The organism is Streptomyces sp. NPDC002640 (genome assembly GCF_053592575.1).
In genome coordinates this window covers 296,855-312,344 of record NZ_JBSFVZ010000004.1, presented here as the reverse complement: position 1 = coordinate 312,344, position 15,490 = coordinate 296,855, and the positions used below count along the sequence as shown (strand labels likewise).

Below are 15,490 nucleotides of genomic sequence, written 5' to 3'. Positions count from 1 at the left end.
AGGGTGCTGTGTTGCCGGAGGGCTACGACTACGACACCCACAGCCGACTGGCGGGGCCGCTCACCGAGCCCCCCGCCGACCAGCCCTGTCGAGTGCGGTACACCTCGCTGCTCTCGCGTGAGCCCCACCGCATGAGAGCGGTCGCCATGATGGCGCTCGCGCCGCTCCTCACCGGTCTGCTGCTGGTCTACCTGGTGTGGCCCAGCCACTGGGTCGAGCGGGACGAGAGCCAGACCTGGCTGGCCCTCCTCGACACGGCCATGCTGATAGGGATCGGCCTGATCGAGTTCTTCATGGTCGTCAACGTCTTCTCCGTCGCCCACGCCACGATGGTCGCCCGCGACCCCGTGCCCGTGACCCCCGAACCCGGCACCCGGGTCGCCTTCATCACCACCTACGTCCCCGGCAAGGAGCCCCTGTCGATGCTCCGCGCCACCCTGGAGGGCGCGGTCCGCGTCACCCACGACGGCCGCGTGGACGTCTGGCTCCTCGACGAGGGGGACGACCAGGAGGCCAAGGACCTCTGCCGGGAACTCGGCGTCCGCCACTTCTCCCGCAAGGGCGTCGACCGCTGGAACCGCCCCACCGGCCACCACAAGGCGAAGACCAAGCACGGCAACTACAACGCCTGGCTCGACGCCCACGGGGACGAGTACGACTTCTTCGCCTCCGTCGACACCGACCACATCCCGCTCCCCAACTTCCTGGAGCGGATGCTGGGTTACTTCCGCGACCCGGACGTCGCCTTCGTGGTCGGCCCGCAGGTCTACGGCAACTACACCAACCCGGTGACCAAGGCCGCCGAGTCGCAGCAGTACCTCTTCCACGCGCTGATCCAGCGGGCGGGCAACCGCTACCGGGCGCCCATGTTCGTCGGCACCAACAACGTCGTGCGGATCTCCGCCGTCAAGCAGATCGGCGGCCTGTACGACTCGATCACCGAGGACATGGCGACCGGCTTCGAGCTGCACCGCACCGTCAACCCGCGCACCCGGCGCCGCTGGCAGTCCGTCTACACCCCCGACGTGCTCGCGGTGGGGGAGGGGCCGACCTCCTGGACCGACTTCTTCACCCAGCAGATGCGCTGGTCCCGGGGCACCTACGAGACGCTCTTCAAGCAGTTCTGGAAGGCGCCGTTCTCCATGCCGTACGGCCGGCTCTTCCAGTACTCGCTGATGGTCTGCTACTACCCGATGACCGCGGTCAACTGGTTCCTGGGCATCTTCAGCTGCGTCCTGTTCATGTGGTTCGGCGCCTCCGGCACCTCGGTCTCCACGTCGGTCTGGCTGATGCTCTACAGCGACGCCGCCGCCCTCCAGATCGGCCTCTACCTCTGGAACCGGCGGCACAACGTCTCGCCCCACGAGCCGAAGGGGTCCGGCGGCCTCGCCGGGATGGCGATGTCGGCGATCTCCGCGCCGATCTACCTGAAGTCCTTCACCGCGGCCCTGCTGCGCCGCCCGTGCCGGTTCGTCGTCACGCCCAAGGGCGGCGACAGCAGCGCGGACCGGCTGCTCACCTTCCGGGTGCACCTGTTCTGGGCTGCGGTGCTGGTGGCCTCGCTGGCCGCCTCGGCCGTGCTCGGCAACACCCACGCCGCGATGCGGATCTGGGCGGTGCTGGCGCTGGTGATCGCGCTCTCGCCGGTGGCGGTCTGGCGGTACACGGCCGCCGTCGAGGCCCGCCGCCGCAAGGCCACCACCCCGGTCACCGTGCCGGTCACCCTCGCGGAGGCCGCCCCGGTCACCGCGGCGGACGTGGTCACCGTGCCGGCCGCGGCGGACGCGGACTCCGCGGACACCGCGGACGCGGACACCGCCGGGGCTCCGGAGCGCGAGCCGGTACCCGTCGGCGCGGACACGGAGCGGGCCGGCGAGCCCGCACCGGACGACGCCACCGCGCCGTCCGCCGAGCCCGCGCGGGAGTCCGAGCCGGCCGCCGAGCCGGTGCGCGAGCCCGAGCCCGCCCGGGAGCCGGAGCCGGAGCCGGTGCGCAAGCCCGCGCCGGTGCGCAAGCCCGTGCCGGTCGCCGAGCCCGGCCCCGTGCCGGTGCTGGTCCCCGCCGGTGCGGCCGCGCGGGAGGAGGCCCCGGCCCCCGAGCCGGTGCCCGAGCCCGTCGTGCCCGTGGAGGTCCGCCCGGTGCAGCCGGCCGTCCAGCCGCTGCAGCCCGTGCTGCCCGCCATGTACCCGGTGCCCGCCTTCCAGGCGGCCGCCCTCCCGGTGCACGCCCTGCCCGAGGGAGCCGTCGGGGCGACCACGGGCTCGGCGGTCGCGACGGTCGCGGCGGTCGCACCGGTGGCGACGGCGACCGCGCACCACCCGGCGCCGACCCCCCATCCCACCCCCCACCCCACCCCCCTCACGGGAGGTGCCCAGGACGGGAAGCCGACCATGATCTGACTCGGTGGATCCGGTCGGCCCCGACACAGGAGTGCCCCCGCTGCCCAGGGCAGCGGGGGCACTCCTCGTCCCGTTCGGGTCCCGGCCTAGTCGATGTACTGACGCAGTCCCGGGATCGTCAGGTCGCCGCCGAACTGGCCGGCCTGGACCACCTTCACCTTGGTGAAGTAGATGATCGGGATGTCCAGCGGCGGCGGGCTCTCGGGGGAGAAGGTCACCGGGAGCAGACCCAGCAGGTTGCCGGATATGGACTCGGTGTACATCACCGTGTCGCCGCCGCGGATGGTGGAGGTGGTCCCCTTCGCCGCGACCGCGTGGTGCGTCTTCCCGTTCTCCTTGTCGTGCACGACCTGGTGCAGGTCGCCGATGTCGGTGCCGCCCGAGACGACGTACTTCAGCACCTCCTTGACGGTGCCGTTGGCCGTCTTGACCTTGACGATGCCCTCGTACTTGGCGCCCTTCAGGAGCAGCGAGCTGGCCTGCAGCTCCCAGGCGTGGTCGGGCAGCGCGACGATGCCCTCGAGGCCGCCCTCCTCGTCGGTGGCGGCGGGGCAGTCCTCGGGGTCGACCGCGGGGGCGGTCGTCTCCTCGACGGGCTCGCCCTTCCCGGCGGCCTCCTCGGCCTTCTCCAGAGCCTCGGCGGTCTCCTCGACGGCCTCCTTCGGGGCCCGGGCGGCCGGCTCGGTCTTCTCGCCGTCCTCCGCCCCGTCCTTCGTGCCGTCCTCGGCCCCGTCCTTCGTGCCGTCCTCGGCCCCGTCCTTGGTGCCGGGGTCGGTCTCCGGCTCGTCGGCCGCGGTCTCCTCCTCGGTCCCGGCGGCGGGCTCGTCGGCCGCCGGCTCCTCCTCGGGAGCGTCGGGTCCGTCGAGCAGGTCCCCGAGCGCGTCGCCGATGCCCTCGAGCAGGTCCGGCTTCTCGGGCTCCTCCTCCGCGGGGGCCTCGGGCTCCTCCGGCTCGGGCTCGGCCGGGGCCGGCTCCTCGGGCCCGGGCTCGGTCGGCTCGGGCTCCTCCGGCTCCTCGGTGGCCGGCGGCTTGTCGCCGCCCGTGCCGCCCTCGTCGTCGGGAGCGGGCTTGTCCTCGCCGCCGGTGCCCTCGTCGGGGGCCTTGTCCTCCTCGGCCGCACCGCCCTTCTCGGCCTCCTCGAGCACCTCCACGCAGGCCTGGTACTCCTCGGCCGTGAGCGTGCTCTTGGGAACCGCGGGCCGGTCGTCGGCCTGTGCGAGCGTCGGCGTGAAGCTCATGCCCATGAGGACCGCCGTGGGCATGGCGGCGATGGCCATGCCGCGCGGAATGTGGAGCCGGGCGCGCAACGGCTTGCGCGGCGCCGCGTGCCGCGGCCCTGATCTCGCGTCCGACGCGTCCACGGCCGGGCCGTGGACCTCCTCGTCAGCCGGCACTGTGCCTCCCGTTCACCTCGTTGGCCGGGTTGGTGCTTGACAGTTCGTTCCACTCGCCGGCGGGCTCGTCGCCGCGACGCGGCTCGGGAAGCCGGGCGTTCACGGTGCCGGACGCGTACTCGTCCTCCACGGCGCCGGCCTTGGCGAACGACACGGTGGCGGTGCGCTCCGGCTCACCGGCGAGCGGTTCGGCGCCGTCCGCCGTGGCGGCCTCGTCCGGCCGGCCCGGCGCCCAGGCGATCGCCATGGCGCCACCGATCAGCGCGAACAGGAAGCCGACGAAGAACCCGCCGAGGTTGGACACCGGGATGGAGACCAGGCCCAGCAGGATCGCGGCGACACCGCAGAAGATCTGGATGTGCCTCTGGAACCAGAGGCACAGACCCAGCACGCCGAGCAGCACGCCGATGATCAGCGAGCCGGCCCCGGCCGTGGTGGCCATGGTCATGGTGAGGTTGCCGATGTGCAGGTCGGCGTAGGGGAAGTACCCGATGGGCAGACCCGCGAACATGACGAACAGGCCGGCCCAGAACGGCCGCGTGCCCCGCCACGTGCGGAAGTTCCGCCGGATGACCCGAAGGCGTTCGCGACCGGGCGCGGCAGGAGTCTCGGCGCTCATGGAAAAACAGCTCCCTGGAACGGCTTTGCCGTGATGAGTGTGGTGGTGCGTGGGGCTGGGACGAGCGGGGGAGCCGGGCGGCTCCCTCGCTCGTCAGCGAGTGCCTAGTAGCACTCGTGGACACCCGTCTTCAGCGACATGTTCAGGTTGCTGAGGTTGAAGGTGCCGGCGGTGGTGGCCCACGCCGTCTGCTTGACGCCGGTCAGCGTGACCGAGTCGGCCTGCTGGGCGAAGCCGTTGGGGTTGGCCCCCGCGGAGAGCTCCGGACCCTTGGTGGACTGGCCGGCCGCCACACCGATGTCGATGTTCTTGAACTGCGCCGCCGTCGTCTGGAGGCTCTCGACGTCGATGTACAGGTTCTCGGCCTTGACCGGCGTGTCACCGGTACCCGCGGTGAGCCGCAGGCTGATGTTGCCGAAGACCGGAACGTGCGGCGTCACGACGGACTGGCACATGTTCTGGATCGTCGCCGTCTTGAAGGCGGAGACCGCGACCGGGTGGTACGTCTCCTTGCCCTCGAGGGTGACGCCCTTGTCCATCGAGCCGTACTGGTTGAAGCCGGTGCCGTCGAGACGGTCGGCGGTCACCTTGAACGACTGGCCGGAGACGCTGAACGACGCGGCGAGCGCGCCCTGCGACAGGCCGACGCCTATCGCGGCGGTGGCGGCGATGCTGGGCACCATGACGACGGCGAACCGCTTCCATCTGGTACCGCCACGCAGCTGGGACTGCATATGTCCTCCTTCTCGGACGTACATCTCCTGGTCCCGGCTGCCACTGAAGGCGGCTCGGGCCGGGCAGGGATGGGAGAAGTGCTACGTCCTCGGGAAGGAGAGCGCCTGTTCTCGTACGGCGCGGTACGCGCCCGAATCACCGGCGATCACCCCCGAGCGACAACCACTGGCCGCACCGGACAGGTGATCCCGTGCGACCTTTTCGGACAGGCTCCGCCACGGGCGAAGACCCCCCTGTCCTAGGCACGGCGTCACGGTGACGCCGCCCATGCCCGGTGGGGACCCTGGTTCCCGTGCGCACGATTGGTTGTCGGGCGTACGGAACAGGACCGAGCGTCGCCGATCGTTGTGCATTCTGCGCGCCCCCGCAAGGGGTCTCGTTACCCGCTGGTAACGGCGCGATGGCCGGGGATCACCCGTCCCGTCGGACTCCGCGACGCAGGGTTGCCCGGCAAATCGGGGCAAAGGGGGGTGAATCGCGGCGGACTCGGGCGGATCGCAGGCAGGCATTTACTGCCAGTAACCCCTGGGCGGTGTGCCAAGATTTGGTAAAGCGTGGCCGCAACGCAGCTCTGGAGCGGGCCGGAGCGGGCTCCTTCACGGCGGCGCCATGTCTTCCCCGCGTCCCGGCCGCCGAAACGCCGAAGGGCGGTGCCGGACAGGTTCCGGCACCGCCCTTCGGGTCCGCCGCTAGAACAGCGCGCGCGCCAGCGCACGCCGCGCGGCCACCACCCGCGGGTCCTCGCCGCCGACGACGTCGAACAGCTCCAGCAGCCGCAGGCGCAGGGCCTCCCGGTCCTCACCGGCGGTCCGCCGCACGGCCTCCGTCAACCGACCGAAGGCGTCCGCGACATGACCGCCCACCATGTCCAGGTCGGCCGCGGCGATCTGGGCCGCCGGGTCGGCCGGCTTCTCGGCGGCCTCGCGGCGCACCGTCTGCGGGTCCATGTGCTGGACGCGCTCGAGCAGCCGCGCCTGGGCCAGGCCCAGCTTGGCCTCCTCGTTGCCCGGGTCGTCGGAGAGCACGTTCTCGTACGCGCGGATCGCCCCGCCCAGGTCCCCGGCGTCCAGCGCCGAGGCCGCCGCCTCGAGGGTCGCGTCGTGCGGGCCCTGGGGCACCGCCGCGGCGGCGCCGGCCCCGCCGCCGCCCGGCTCGGCCTCCGGGTCGACGGTCAGGCCGGTCAGGCCGAACCGCTGCTCGCCGACCGCGATCAGCTGGTCGAGGGTCTCGCGGATCTGGGTCTCGGGGGCCGCCCCCTGGAAGAGCGGCAGCGCCTGGCCGGCGACCACCGCGAAGACCGCCGGGATGCCCTGGATCCCGAACTGCTGCATCAGCATCTGGTTGGCGTCGACGTCCACCTTGGCCAGCACGAACCGGCCGTTGTACTCGACGGCCAGCCGCTCCAGCACCGGGCTGAGCTGCTTGCACGGCTGGCACCACTCGGCCCAGAAGTCGAGGACGACGGGCACCTCGGTGGACTTCTGCAGGACGTCGCGCTCGAAGGCGGCCTCGTCGACGTCGTATACGAGGTCGGCGGGGGAGACGGCTCCGCCCCCGCCCTGGCGGGCGGCCTGGGCGCGCGCCTGCTCCGCCTTGGCCTTGGCCTCCTGGGCCGCCTTGACGGCGGCGAGGTCGACGACTCCGCTCATGGACATGTTCCGTGGCTGCATGCGCCTATCCTCCCCCGACGGCGCACCCCGGTGGTAACCGTTCGCCGTCGGCGGCCGGGCGTATCGCCCTGGTGTTCGGCACCGGGTCCCCACCTGGCGCCTGACGTGGTTGTCGCTCGCCGGGCGGACCCGGCTTTCGCTACGAGTCGTAGCGTAACGATTCGGCGGCCGGACGCCCATCGCGCCCGTCGTGATCGGCCTCACGGCCGTATCGTCGTGTGCCATGTCCAGCCGTAGCCGTACGCCCGCCTCCCGTACCGGCCGGCCCCGCAGCGCGGCGGCCGACGCCGCGATCCTCGCCGCCACCCGCGAGGCGCTGGTCGAGCTCGGCTGGTCGCGGCTCACCCTCGGCGACGTGGCCCTGCGGGCCGGCGTCGCCAAGACCACCCTCTACCGCCGCTGGCCCGGCAAGAACGACCTGGTCGTGGACGCGGTGGCCGAGCTCTTCGACGAGCTGGAACTCCCCGACCGGGGCAGCCTGGCCGCCGACATCGAGGGCGTGGTCCTGCGGTTCGCCCAGATCCTCGCCCGGCCGGAGGCGCGCAGCGGGCTGATGGCCCTGGTCGCCGAGTCGACCGTGGACGCGTCGCTGCGCGAGCGGATCCGCACCTCGATCGTGGAGCGGCAGAAGCGGCTGGTCCGGGAGGGCAGGAGCCGGGCCCAGCGGCGCGGCGAACTGCCGGCGGATCCTGACCCGCGGGCGGCCGAACGCTCCGTCGACCTGGTCTTCGACGTGGTGGCCGGGGCCGTGGTGCACCGCGGTCTGGTGAGCGCCGGGCCGGTGGACGCGGCCTGGGCCCGGGACTTCACCGCCCTGCTGCTGGCCGGCCTGGGCTCCCCGCCCTCCCCGTGACGTACCTGCGGGTATCGTCGGCCCCGTGCCGAAGCCGCTCAGCCTTGCCTTCGACCCCATCGCGCGCGCCGACGAACTGTGGAAGCAGCGGTGGGGCGGCGTGCCCTCGATGGGCGCCATCACCTCGATCATGCGCGCCCACCAGATCCTGCTGGCCGAGGTGGACGCCGTCGTCAAGCCCTACGGGCTGACCTTCGCGCGGTACGAGGCGCTGGTGCTGCTCACCTTCTCCAAGAGCGGGGAGCTGCCGATGTCCAAGATCGGCGAGCGGCTGATGGTCCACCCGACCTCGGTGACCAACACGGTGGACCGCCTGGTCCGCTCCGGACTGGTGTCCAAGCGGCCCAACCCCGACGACGGCCGCGGCACCCTGGCGGGCATCACCGACAAGGGCCGCGAGGTGGTCGAGGCGGCCACGCGCGACCTGATGGCCATGGACTTCGGGCTGGGCGTGTACGACGACGAGGAGTGCGGCGAGATCTTCGCGCTGCTGCGGCCGCTGCGGGTCGCGGCGGGGGATTTCGAGGACGCCTGACCGTCCGTCCTCCTTACGGGGGGGTACGGGGGGTGGGTACGGGGGGTGGGTCAAGATCGCGCAAAATCCGCGGTTACTCTCGTAGGCATGAAGAAAGCCGTGCTGACCCGTTACCGCGCGATGGCCTACATCACGGGTGTGCTGCTGATCCTGCTCTGCGTCGGCATGATCGCCAAGTACCTGCTGAAGATCGACGGCGCCGACGGCTTCACCTACGTGGTGAGCCTCGCCCACGGCTGGCTGTACGTGGTGTACCTGATCTTCGCCTTCGATCTGGGCTCCAAGGCGAAGTGGCCGGTGACCAAGCAGCTCTGGGTCCTGCTCGCGGGCACGATCCCCACCGCCGCCTTCTTCGTGGAGCGGAAGATCGTCAAGGAGCTGGAGCCGCGGATCGCCGACGCCGGCGCCCCCGCGCCCGCCAAGGTCTGACCGCACCGGCAACCCCCTCCTTCGGGCCGCGCTCACCCGGGCGCGGCCCTGTGCGTCGACATTTACTAGGACGTCCAAGTAACTTGTAGGTATGGACGCTGACGCCATCGAGGAGGGCCGCCGTCGCTGGCAGGCCCGGTACGACGCCGCCCGCAAGCGGGACGCGGACTTCACCACGCTCTCCGGGGACACCGTCGAGCCGGTCTACGGACCGCGCCCGGGGGACGTCTACCAGGGCTTCGAGCGGATCGGCTGGCCGGGTGAGTACCCCTTCACCCGGGGCCTCCACCCGACCGGCTACCGGGGCCGCACCTGGACCATCCGCCAGTTCGCCGGCTTCGGCAACGCCGAGCAGACCAACGAGCGCTACAAGATGATCCTCGCCAACGGCGGCGGGGGCCTGTCGGTGGCGTTCGACATGCCGACCCTGATGGGCCGGGACTCCGACGACGCCCGCTCGCTGGGCGAGGTGGGCCACTGCGGCGTCGCCATCGACTCCGCCGCCGACATGGAGGTCCTCTTCCGGGGCATCCCGCTGGGCGACGTCACCACCTCGATGACCATCAGCGGCCCGGCCGTCCCGGTCTTCTGCATGTACCTGGTGGCCGCCGAGCGCCAGGGCGTCGACCCGTCGGTGCTCAACGGCACGCTGCAGACGGACATCTTCAAGGAGTACATCGCGCAGAAGGAGTGGCTCTTCGAGCCCGAGCCCCACCTGCGCCTGATCGGCGACCTGATGGAGTACTGCGCCGAGCGGATCCCGGCGTACAAGCCGCTCTCCGTCTCCGGCTACCACATCCGCGAGGCCGGTTCCACGGCCGCGCAGGAGCTGGCGTACACGCTGGCCGACGGCTTCGGCTACGTCGAGCTGGGCCTCAGCCGCGGCCTGGACGTGGACGTGTTCGCGCCCGGCCTCAGCTTCTTCTTCGACGCGCACGTGGACTTCTTCGAGGAGATCGCGAAGTTCCGCGCCGCCCGCCGCATCTGGGCCCGCTGGATGCGCGACGTCTACGGGGCGAGGACCGAGAAGGCCCAGTGGCTGCGGTTCCACACCCAGACCGCCGGCGTCTCGCTCACCGCGCAGCAGCCGTACAACAACGTGGTCCGCACGGCCGTCGAGGCCCTGGCCGCGGTCCTCGGCGGGACCAACTCGCTGCACACCAACGCCCTCGACGAGACCCTGGCGCTGCCCAGCGAGCAGGCGGCGGAGATCGCCCTGCGCACCCAGCAGGTGCTGATGGAGGAGACCGGCGTCGCCAACGTGGCGGACCCGCTGGGCGGCTCCTGGTACGTGGAGCAGCTCACCGACCGCATCGAGGCGGACGCCGAGAAGATCTTCGAGCAGATAAGGGAACGCGGCCTGCGGGCCCACCCCGACGGCAACCACCCGATCGGCCCGATCACCTCCGGCATCCTGCGGGGCATCGAGGACGGCTGGTTCACCGGCGAGATCGCCGAGGCGGCCTTCCGCTACCAGCAGTCGCTGGAGAAGGGCGAGAAGAGGGTCGTCGGCGTCAACGCCCACACCGGCTCGGTCACCGGCGACCTGGAGATCCTGCGGGTCAGCCACGAGGTGGAGCGCGAGCAGGTGCGCGCGCTCACCGGGCGGCGCGCCGCCCGGGACGAGGCGGCCGTGCGCACGGCGCTCGACGCGATGCTGGCCGCGGCGCGCTCCGGGGCCAACATGATCGAGCCGATGGTCGAGGCGGTCCGCGCCGAGGCCACGCTGGGCGAGATCTGCGACGTGCTCCGCGACGAGTGGGGCGTCTACACGGAGCCGGCGGGCTTCTGACCCCGACGGCGCCGACGCCCCCGCCGCCCGGAGAGGGCGGCGGGGGCGTCGGCGGACCGGTGCCGGGGGAGCGGCGTCAGTTCGCGGCGTCGGCGCCCTCGGCGCCCAGGTGGTGCACCCGGACCATGTTGGTGGTGCCGGGGACGCCGGGGGGCGAACCGGCCGTGATGACCATGGTGTCGCCGGAAGCGAAGCGGTTGAGCCGCAGCAGCTCCCGGTCGACCAGCTCGACCATCTCGTCGGTGCTGTTGACGAACGGCACCACGTGCGGCTCCACGCCCCAGCTCAGGCAGAGCTGGTTGCGGGTCGACTCCTCGGTGGTGAAGGCGAGGATCGGCTGCGCGGCCCGGTAACGGGACAGGCGGCGGGCGGTGTCGCCCGACTTGGTGAAGGCGACCAGGCCCTTGCCGCCGAGGAAGTCGGCGATCTCGGCGGCCGCCCGGGCCACCGAACCGCCCTGGGTCCGCGGCTTCTTGCCCGGCACCAGCGGCTGCAGGCCCTTGGAGAGCAGCTCCTCCTCGGCCGCCTGGACGATCCGGGACATGGTCCGCACCGTCTCAACCGGGTACGAGCCCACGCTCGACTCGGCGGAGAGCATCACCGCGTCGGCGCCGTCCAGGATCGCGTTGGCCACGTCGGAGGCCTCGGCGCGGGTCGGACGGGAGTTGGTGATCATCGACTCCATCATCTGGGTCGCCACGATCACCGGCTTGGCGTTGCGGCGGCAGAGCTCCACCAGGCGCTTCTGCACCATCGGGACCCGCTCCAGCGGATACTCCACGGCCAGGTCGCCGCGGGCCACCATCACGCCGTCGAAGGCCGCCACCACGGCCTCCATGTTCTCCACCGCCTGCGGCTTCTCCACCTTGGCGACGACGGGGACCCGGCGGCCCTCCTCGTCCATCACCTTGTGGACGTCGCGCACGTCGTCGGCGTCCCGCACGAAGGAGAGGGCGACCAGGTCGCAGCCCATCCGCAGGGCGAACCGCAGGTCCTCGACGTCCTTCTCGGAGAGCGCCGGCACGTTCACCGCCGTGCCCGGCAGGTTGATGCCCTTGTGGTCGGAGATCACCCCGCCCTCGATCACGATGGTCCGCACCCGCGGACCCTCCACGTCCAGGACCTTCAGCTCGACGTTGCCGTCGTTGATCAGGATCTGGTCGCCGCGGCCGACGTCACCGGGCAGGCCCTTGTAGGTCGTGCCGCAGATCGACCTGTCGCCCGGCACGTCCTCGGTGGTGATGGTGAACTCGTCGCCCCGCACCAGCTCCACGGGGCCTTCGGCGAAGGTCTCCAGCCGGATCTTCGGGCCCTGGAGGTCGGCCAGGACGCCCACCGGGCGGCCGGTCTCCTGGGATGCTGCGCGCACCCTGTCGTAGCGGCCCTGATGTTCCGCATGGGTGCCATGGCTGAAGTTGAAGCGGGCGACGTTCATCCCCGCTTCGATCAGCGCGACCAGTTGCTCGTGGGAGTCGACCGCGGGGCCGAGAGTACAGACGATCTTGGAACGGCGCATGGAAGGAATCCTATCCGTTTGTTTCGCAGCGGAATAAATACCCGGGGGTAGCTTGCGGCCGCACCCGCTCTCACAGTGTCTGCGGGACGCCCGTCACCAGTTCGTAGGTCCGGGCCGCGATCTCCAGCTCCTCGTCGGTGGGCACCACGGCGACCGCGACCGGGGTGTGCGGCGGCGAGATCAGCCGGGGGCCGTCACCGCGGGCCTGGTTGCGCTCCTCGTCCACCGCGAGGCCCATCCCCTCGAGCCCGGCCAGGGCGGCGGCCCGCACCGGCGCGGAGTTCTCGCCCACGCCGGCGGTGAAGGCGACCACGTCCACGGTGCCGAGTACCGCGTAGTAGGCCCCGATGTACTTGCGCAGCCGGTGCACGTAGATGTCGAAGGCCAGGGCCGCGGCCTCGTCGCCCGCGTCGACCCGCCGGCGGATCTCCCGCATGTCGTTGTCGCCGCAGAGCCCCACCAGCCCGGACCGCTTGTTCAGCAGCTCGTCGATCTCGTCGGCCGTCATGCCGCCCACCCGCATCAGGTGGAAGACCACCGCCGGGTCGAGGTCCCCGGACCGGGTGCCCATCACCAGGCCCTCCAGCGGGGTGAGCCCCATCGACGTCTCCACGCACCGTCCGCCGCGCACCGCCGACGCCGAGGCGCCGTTGCCCAGGTGCAGCACGATCACGTTGACCTCGGACGGCTCCTTGCCGAGCAGTTCGGCCGCGGCGCGCGAGACGAAGGCGTGCGAGGTGCCGTGGAAGCCGTAGCGGCGCACCCGGTGGCGGTCCGCCGTCTCCACGTCGATGGCGTAGCGGGCCGCGGCCTCCGGCATGGTGGCGTGGAAGGCGGTGTCGAAGACCGCCACCTGCGGCAGGTCCGGCCGCAGCTTCTGGGCGGTGCGGATGCCGGTCAGGTTGGCCGGGTTGTGCAGCGGGGCCACCGGGGAGAGCCGCTCGATCTCGTCGACCACCGCGGTGTCGATCAGCGTGGGCTCGGTGAAACGCTTCCCCCCGTGCACCACACGGTGGCCGATGGCGGCCAGGTCCGGGGAGTCCAGCCCCAGCCCGTCCCGCGACAGCTCCTCGGAGACGGCCTCCAGCGCGGCCCCGTGGTCCGGCACCGGCCCGGTGGTCTCGCGGGTGCGCGCCCCGCCCCCGGGGCCGTGCACCAGCGTGTGCTTGATCCGGCCGTTCTCCTCGCCGATCCGCTCGACCAGTCCGACCGCCAGACGGCTCCGGTCGGACATGTCCAGGAGCTGGTACTTCACCGAGGACGAACCGGTGTTGAGGACGAGGACACGGGTGGCGGTCATGAGCGGCTCCCCTTCCGCGGGCGGTCGGTGTCGAGTGCGGCGGGCTGCTGCGCCTGGACGGCCGTGATCGCGACGGTGTTCACGATGTCCTGCACCAGGGCGCCCCGGGAGAGGTCGTTGACCGGCTTGCGCAGGCCCTGGAGCACCGGGCCGACGGCGATCGCGCCGGCCGAGCGCTGGACCGCCTTGTAGGTGTTGTTGCCCGTGTTGAGGTCAGGGAAGATCAGCACCGTGGCCTGGCCCGCGACGGGCGAACCGGGCAGCTTGGTCGCCGCCACCGTGGGCTCCACGGCGGCGTCGTACTGGATCGGCCCCTCGACCGGCAGGTCGGGGCGGCGCTCCCGGACGATCTCGGTGGCCCGGCGGACCTTCTCCACGTCCGCGCCCGAGCCGGAGGCGCCGGTCGAGTACGAGAGCATCGCGATCCTCGGCTCCACCCCGAAGTGGGCGGCGGTCTCCGCCGACTGCAGGGCGATGTCGGCGAGCTGCCGCGCGTCCGGATCCGGGTTGACCGCGCAGTCGCCGTAGACCAGCACCCGGTCGGCCAGGCACATGAAGAAGACGGAGGAGACCAGGTCCGCGTCGGGGCGGGTCTTGATCACCTCGAAGGCGGGGCGGATGGTCGCCGCGGTGGAGTGCACCGAGCCGGAGACCATGCCGTCGGCGAAGCCGTCCAGCACCATCAGGGTGCCGAAGTAGTTGACGTCGGCGACCACGTCACGGGCCAGGTCCACGTCGACGCCCTTGTGGGCGCGCAGCCCGGCGTACCGGCGCGCGAAGGACTCGCGCAGCTCCGACGTCTCCGGGTCGACCAGCTCGGCGTCGGTGATGTCCAGGCCCAGGTCGGCGGCCTTCCTGCGGATCTGCTCGGCCGGCCCCAGCAGGGTCAGCTCGCACACCCTGCGGCGCAGCAGCACCTCGGCGGCGCGCAGCACCCGCTCCTCGGTGCCCTCCGGGAGCACCACCCGGCGCTTGTCCGCGCGGGCCCGCTCGATCAGGTTGTGCTCGAACATCATCGGCGTGACCCGGCCGCTGCTGGGCGCGGAGACCAGCGAACGCAGCCGGCCGATGTCGACGTGACGCTCGAAGAGGCCCAGCGCGGTCTCCGCCTTGCGCGGGGTGGCGGCGTTGAGCTTCCCCTCCAGCGTGAACAGGCGCGCCGCGGTGGGGAAGCTGTTCTCCCGGACGGAGAGCACGGGAGTGCCGGGGGCGAGGCGGGCGGCCAGCGCCATCAGGTCCGGATCGGGGTGCATGCCGAGGGTGAGCAGCACGCCGGCGATGGGCGGGGAGCCTGCGCTGTGCGCGGCCAGCGCGCCCATCACCAGGTCGGCGCGGTCGCCGGGGGCGATGATCAGGCAGCCGGGGGTGAGGGCCTTGAGCAGGTTGGGCAGGGTGGCGCCGCCGAAGACGAAGCCGAGCGCGTCGCGGGCGAGGCCCGCCGCGTCACCGAGCAGCACCTCGGCGTCCAGGGTCTGGACGATCTGCCCCACGGTGGGGGCGGCCAGGGCGGGCTCGTCCGGGATCACGTAGCCGGGCAGACCGAGCCGCGCGTCGAGCAGGGACGCCACGGCGTCGCGGTCCTCCGGGGTCACCCGATTGGCGATCATGGCGAGCACGTCGCAGCCGAGGTCCCGGTAGGCGCGGGAGGCGTTGCGGACCTCCGCCGCCACCGCCTCCGCGGGATGGCCCCGGCCGCCCACCACACCGATCACCGAGGCGCCGAACTCGTTGGCCAGGCGGGCGTTGAGGGCCAGCTCGTCGGGGATGTTCTCGGCGGCGAAGTCGGTGCCGAGGACCAGGACGACCTCGTACGCCTCCGCGGCGGCGTGGAACCGGGTGACCAGCGCGGCGACGAGTTCGTCCATGCCGCGTTCCGCCTGGAGGGTGGACGCCTCCTCGTAGGACATGCCGAAGGCGGTGGCCGGGTCCTGGCCCAGCCGGTAGCGGGCGCGCAGCAGTTCGAAGAGGCGGTCGGGGCCGTCGTGGACGAGGGGGCGGAAGACGCCGACGCGGTCGACCTGGCGGGTGAGGAGTTCCATCACCCCCAGGTCCACGACCTGGCGGCCGTCCCCCCGGTCGATGCCGGTCACGTACACGCTGCGCGTCACGCGGTCTCCGTTCCTGTGCGGTTGGCGCCTGGCTCCGGTTCCGGTGCCTCTGGGCCAGCCTGTCAAACATCGTCCCCCGCCGGGGGGCTGGGGGTGGGCCCGCCTACGCCGGGCGGGGGACGGCTCCCCGCGTACGGGGG

11 protein-coding genes and 1 pseudogene are annotated in these 15,490 nt (G+C 72.1%); 5 read left to right on the top strand and 7 right to left on the bottom strand.

Annotated elements, in window-relative coordinates; genetic code table 11:
- Positions 1-8: 8 nt before the first annotated feature.
- Positions 9-1,784 (top strand): annotated as a pseudogene (locus tag ACWD3O_RS07975) (glycosyltransferase family 2 protein); the annotation flags it as partial.
- A 701-nt stretch (positions 1,785-2,485) separates the two neighbouring features.
- Here ACWD3O_RS07975 and ACWD3O_RS07970 read toward each other — a convergent pair.
- From ACWD3O_RS07970 to ACWD3O_RS07955, 4 genes are all read right to left on the bottom strand, one after another.
- On the bottom strand, positions 2,486-3,793 hold the full coding sequence (locus ACWD3O_RS07970) for a hypothetical protein (RefSeq protein ID WP_451415195.1): 1,308 nt from the start codon (positions 3,791-3,793) through the stop codon (positions 2,486-2,488).
- Positions 3,783-4,412 carry a DUF6114 domain-containing protein gene (locus ACWD3O_RS07965; RefSeq protein ID WP_451410456.1) on the bottom strand — a complete coding sequence of 210 codons (630 nt, stop codon included), beginning with the start codon at positions 4,410-4,412 and terminating at the stop codon, positions 3,783-3,785. Before ACWD3O_RS07965 ends, ACWD3O_RS07970 begins: the two co-directional genes overlap by 11 nt.
- Before the next feature lie 104 nt (positions 4,413-4,516).
- The gene (locus ACWD3O_RS07960) at positions 4,517-5,146 is read right to left on the bottom strand and encodes a DUF6230 family protein (RefSeq protein WP_451410457.1); all 630 of its coding nucleotides are present in this window, start codon (positions 5,144-5,146) and stop codon (positions 4,517-4,519) included.
- 690 nt (positions 5,147-5,836) lie between these two features.
- A complete protein-coding gene (locus tag ACWD3O_RS07955; protein ID WP_451415194.1) occupies positions 5,837-6,817 on the bottom strand; it encodes a tetratricopeptide repeat protein in 981 nt (326 codons plus the stop codon).
- 223 nt (positions 6,818-7,040) lie between these two features.
- On the opposite strand from ACWD3O_RS07955, the gene ACWD3O_RS07950 reads away from it, so the two are divergent.
- The 4 genes from ACWD3O_RS07950 (at position 7,041) to ACWD3O_RS07935 (ending at position 10,426) form a co-directional block, all read left to right on the top strand.
- Positions 7,041-7,670 carry a TetR/AcrR family transcriptional regulator gene (locus tag ACWD3O_RS07950; RefSeq protein ID WP_451410459.1) on the top strand — a complete coding sequence of 210 codons (630 nt, stop codon included), beginning with the start codon at positions 7,041-7,043 and terminating at the stop codon, positions 7,668-7,670.
- A 25-nt stretch (positions 7,671-7,695) separates the two neighbouring features.
- Positions 7,696-8,205 (top strand): MarR family winged helix-turn-helix transcriptional regulator, encoded by a 510-nt coding sequence (locus ACWD3O_RS07945; RefSeq protein ID WP_451410460.1) that lies wholly within the window; start codon positions 7,696-7,698, stop codon positions 8,203-8,205.
- A gap of 87 nt (positions 8,206-8,292) precedes the next feature.
- Positions 8,293-8,634, top strand: a complete 342-nt coding sequence (locus ACWD3O_RS07940; RefSeq protein ID WP_451415193.1) for a DUF3817 domain-containing protein — start codon at positions 8,293-8,295, stop codon at positions 8,632-8,634.
- A gap of 91 nt (positions 8,635-8,725) precedes the next feature.
- On the top strand, positions 8,726-10,426 hold the full coding sequence (locus tag ACWD3O_RS07935) for an acyl-CoA mutase large subunit family protein (RefSeq protein ID WP_451415192.1): 1,701 nt from the start codon (positions 8,726-8,728) through the stop codon (positions 10,424-10,426).
- 76 nt (positions 10,427-10,502) lie between these two features.
- Here ACWD3O_RS07935 and pyk read toward each other — a convergent pair whose 3' ends face one another.
- The 3 genes from pyk to pta form a co-directional block, all read right to left on the bottom strand.
- Positions 10,503-11,942, bottom strand: coding sequence for a pyruvate kinase (gene pyk, locus ACWD3O_RS07930; protein WP_451415191.1), 1,440 nt, complete (start codon positions 11,940-11,942; stop codon positions 10,503-10,505).
- Between the two features lie 70 nt (positions 11,943-12,012).
- Entirely contained in the window at positions 12,013-13,242 is a 1,230-nt protein-coding gene (locus ACWD3O_RS07925) for an acetate kinase (RefSeq protein WP_451415190.1), read from the bottom strand.
- Positions 13,239-15,350, bottom strand: coding sequence for a phosphate acetyltransferase (gene pta, locus ACWD3O_RS07920; RefSeq protein ID WP_451415189.1), 2,112 nt, complete (start codon positions 15,348-15,350; stop codon positions 13,239-13,241). The genes ACWD3O_RS07925 and pta overlap by 4 nt, the downstream gene beginning before the upstream one ends.
- Positions 15,351-15,490 lie beyond the last annotated feature (140 nt).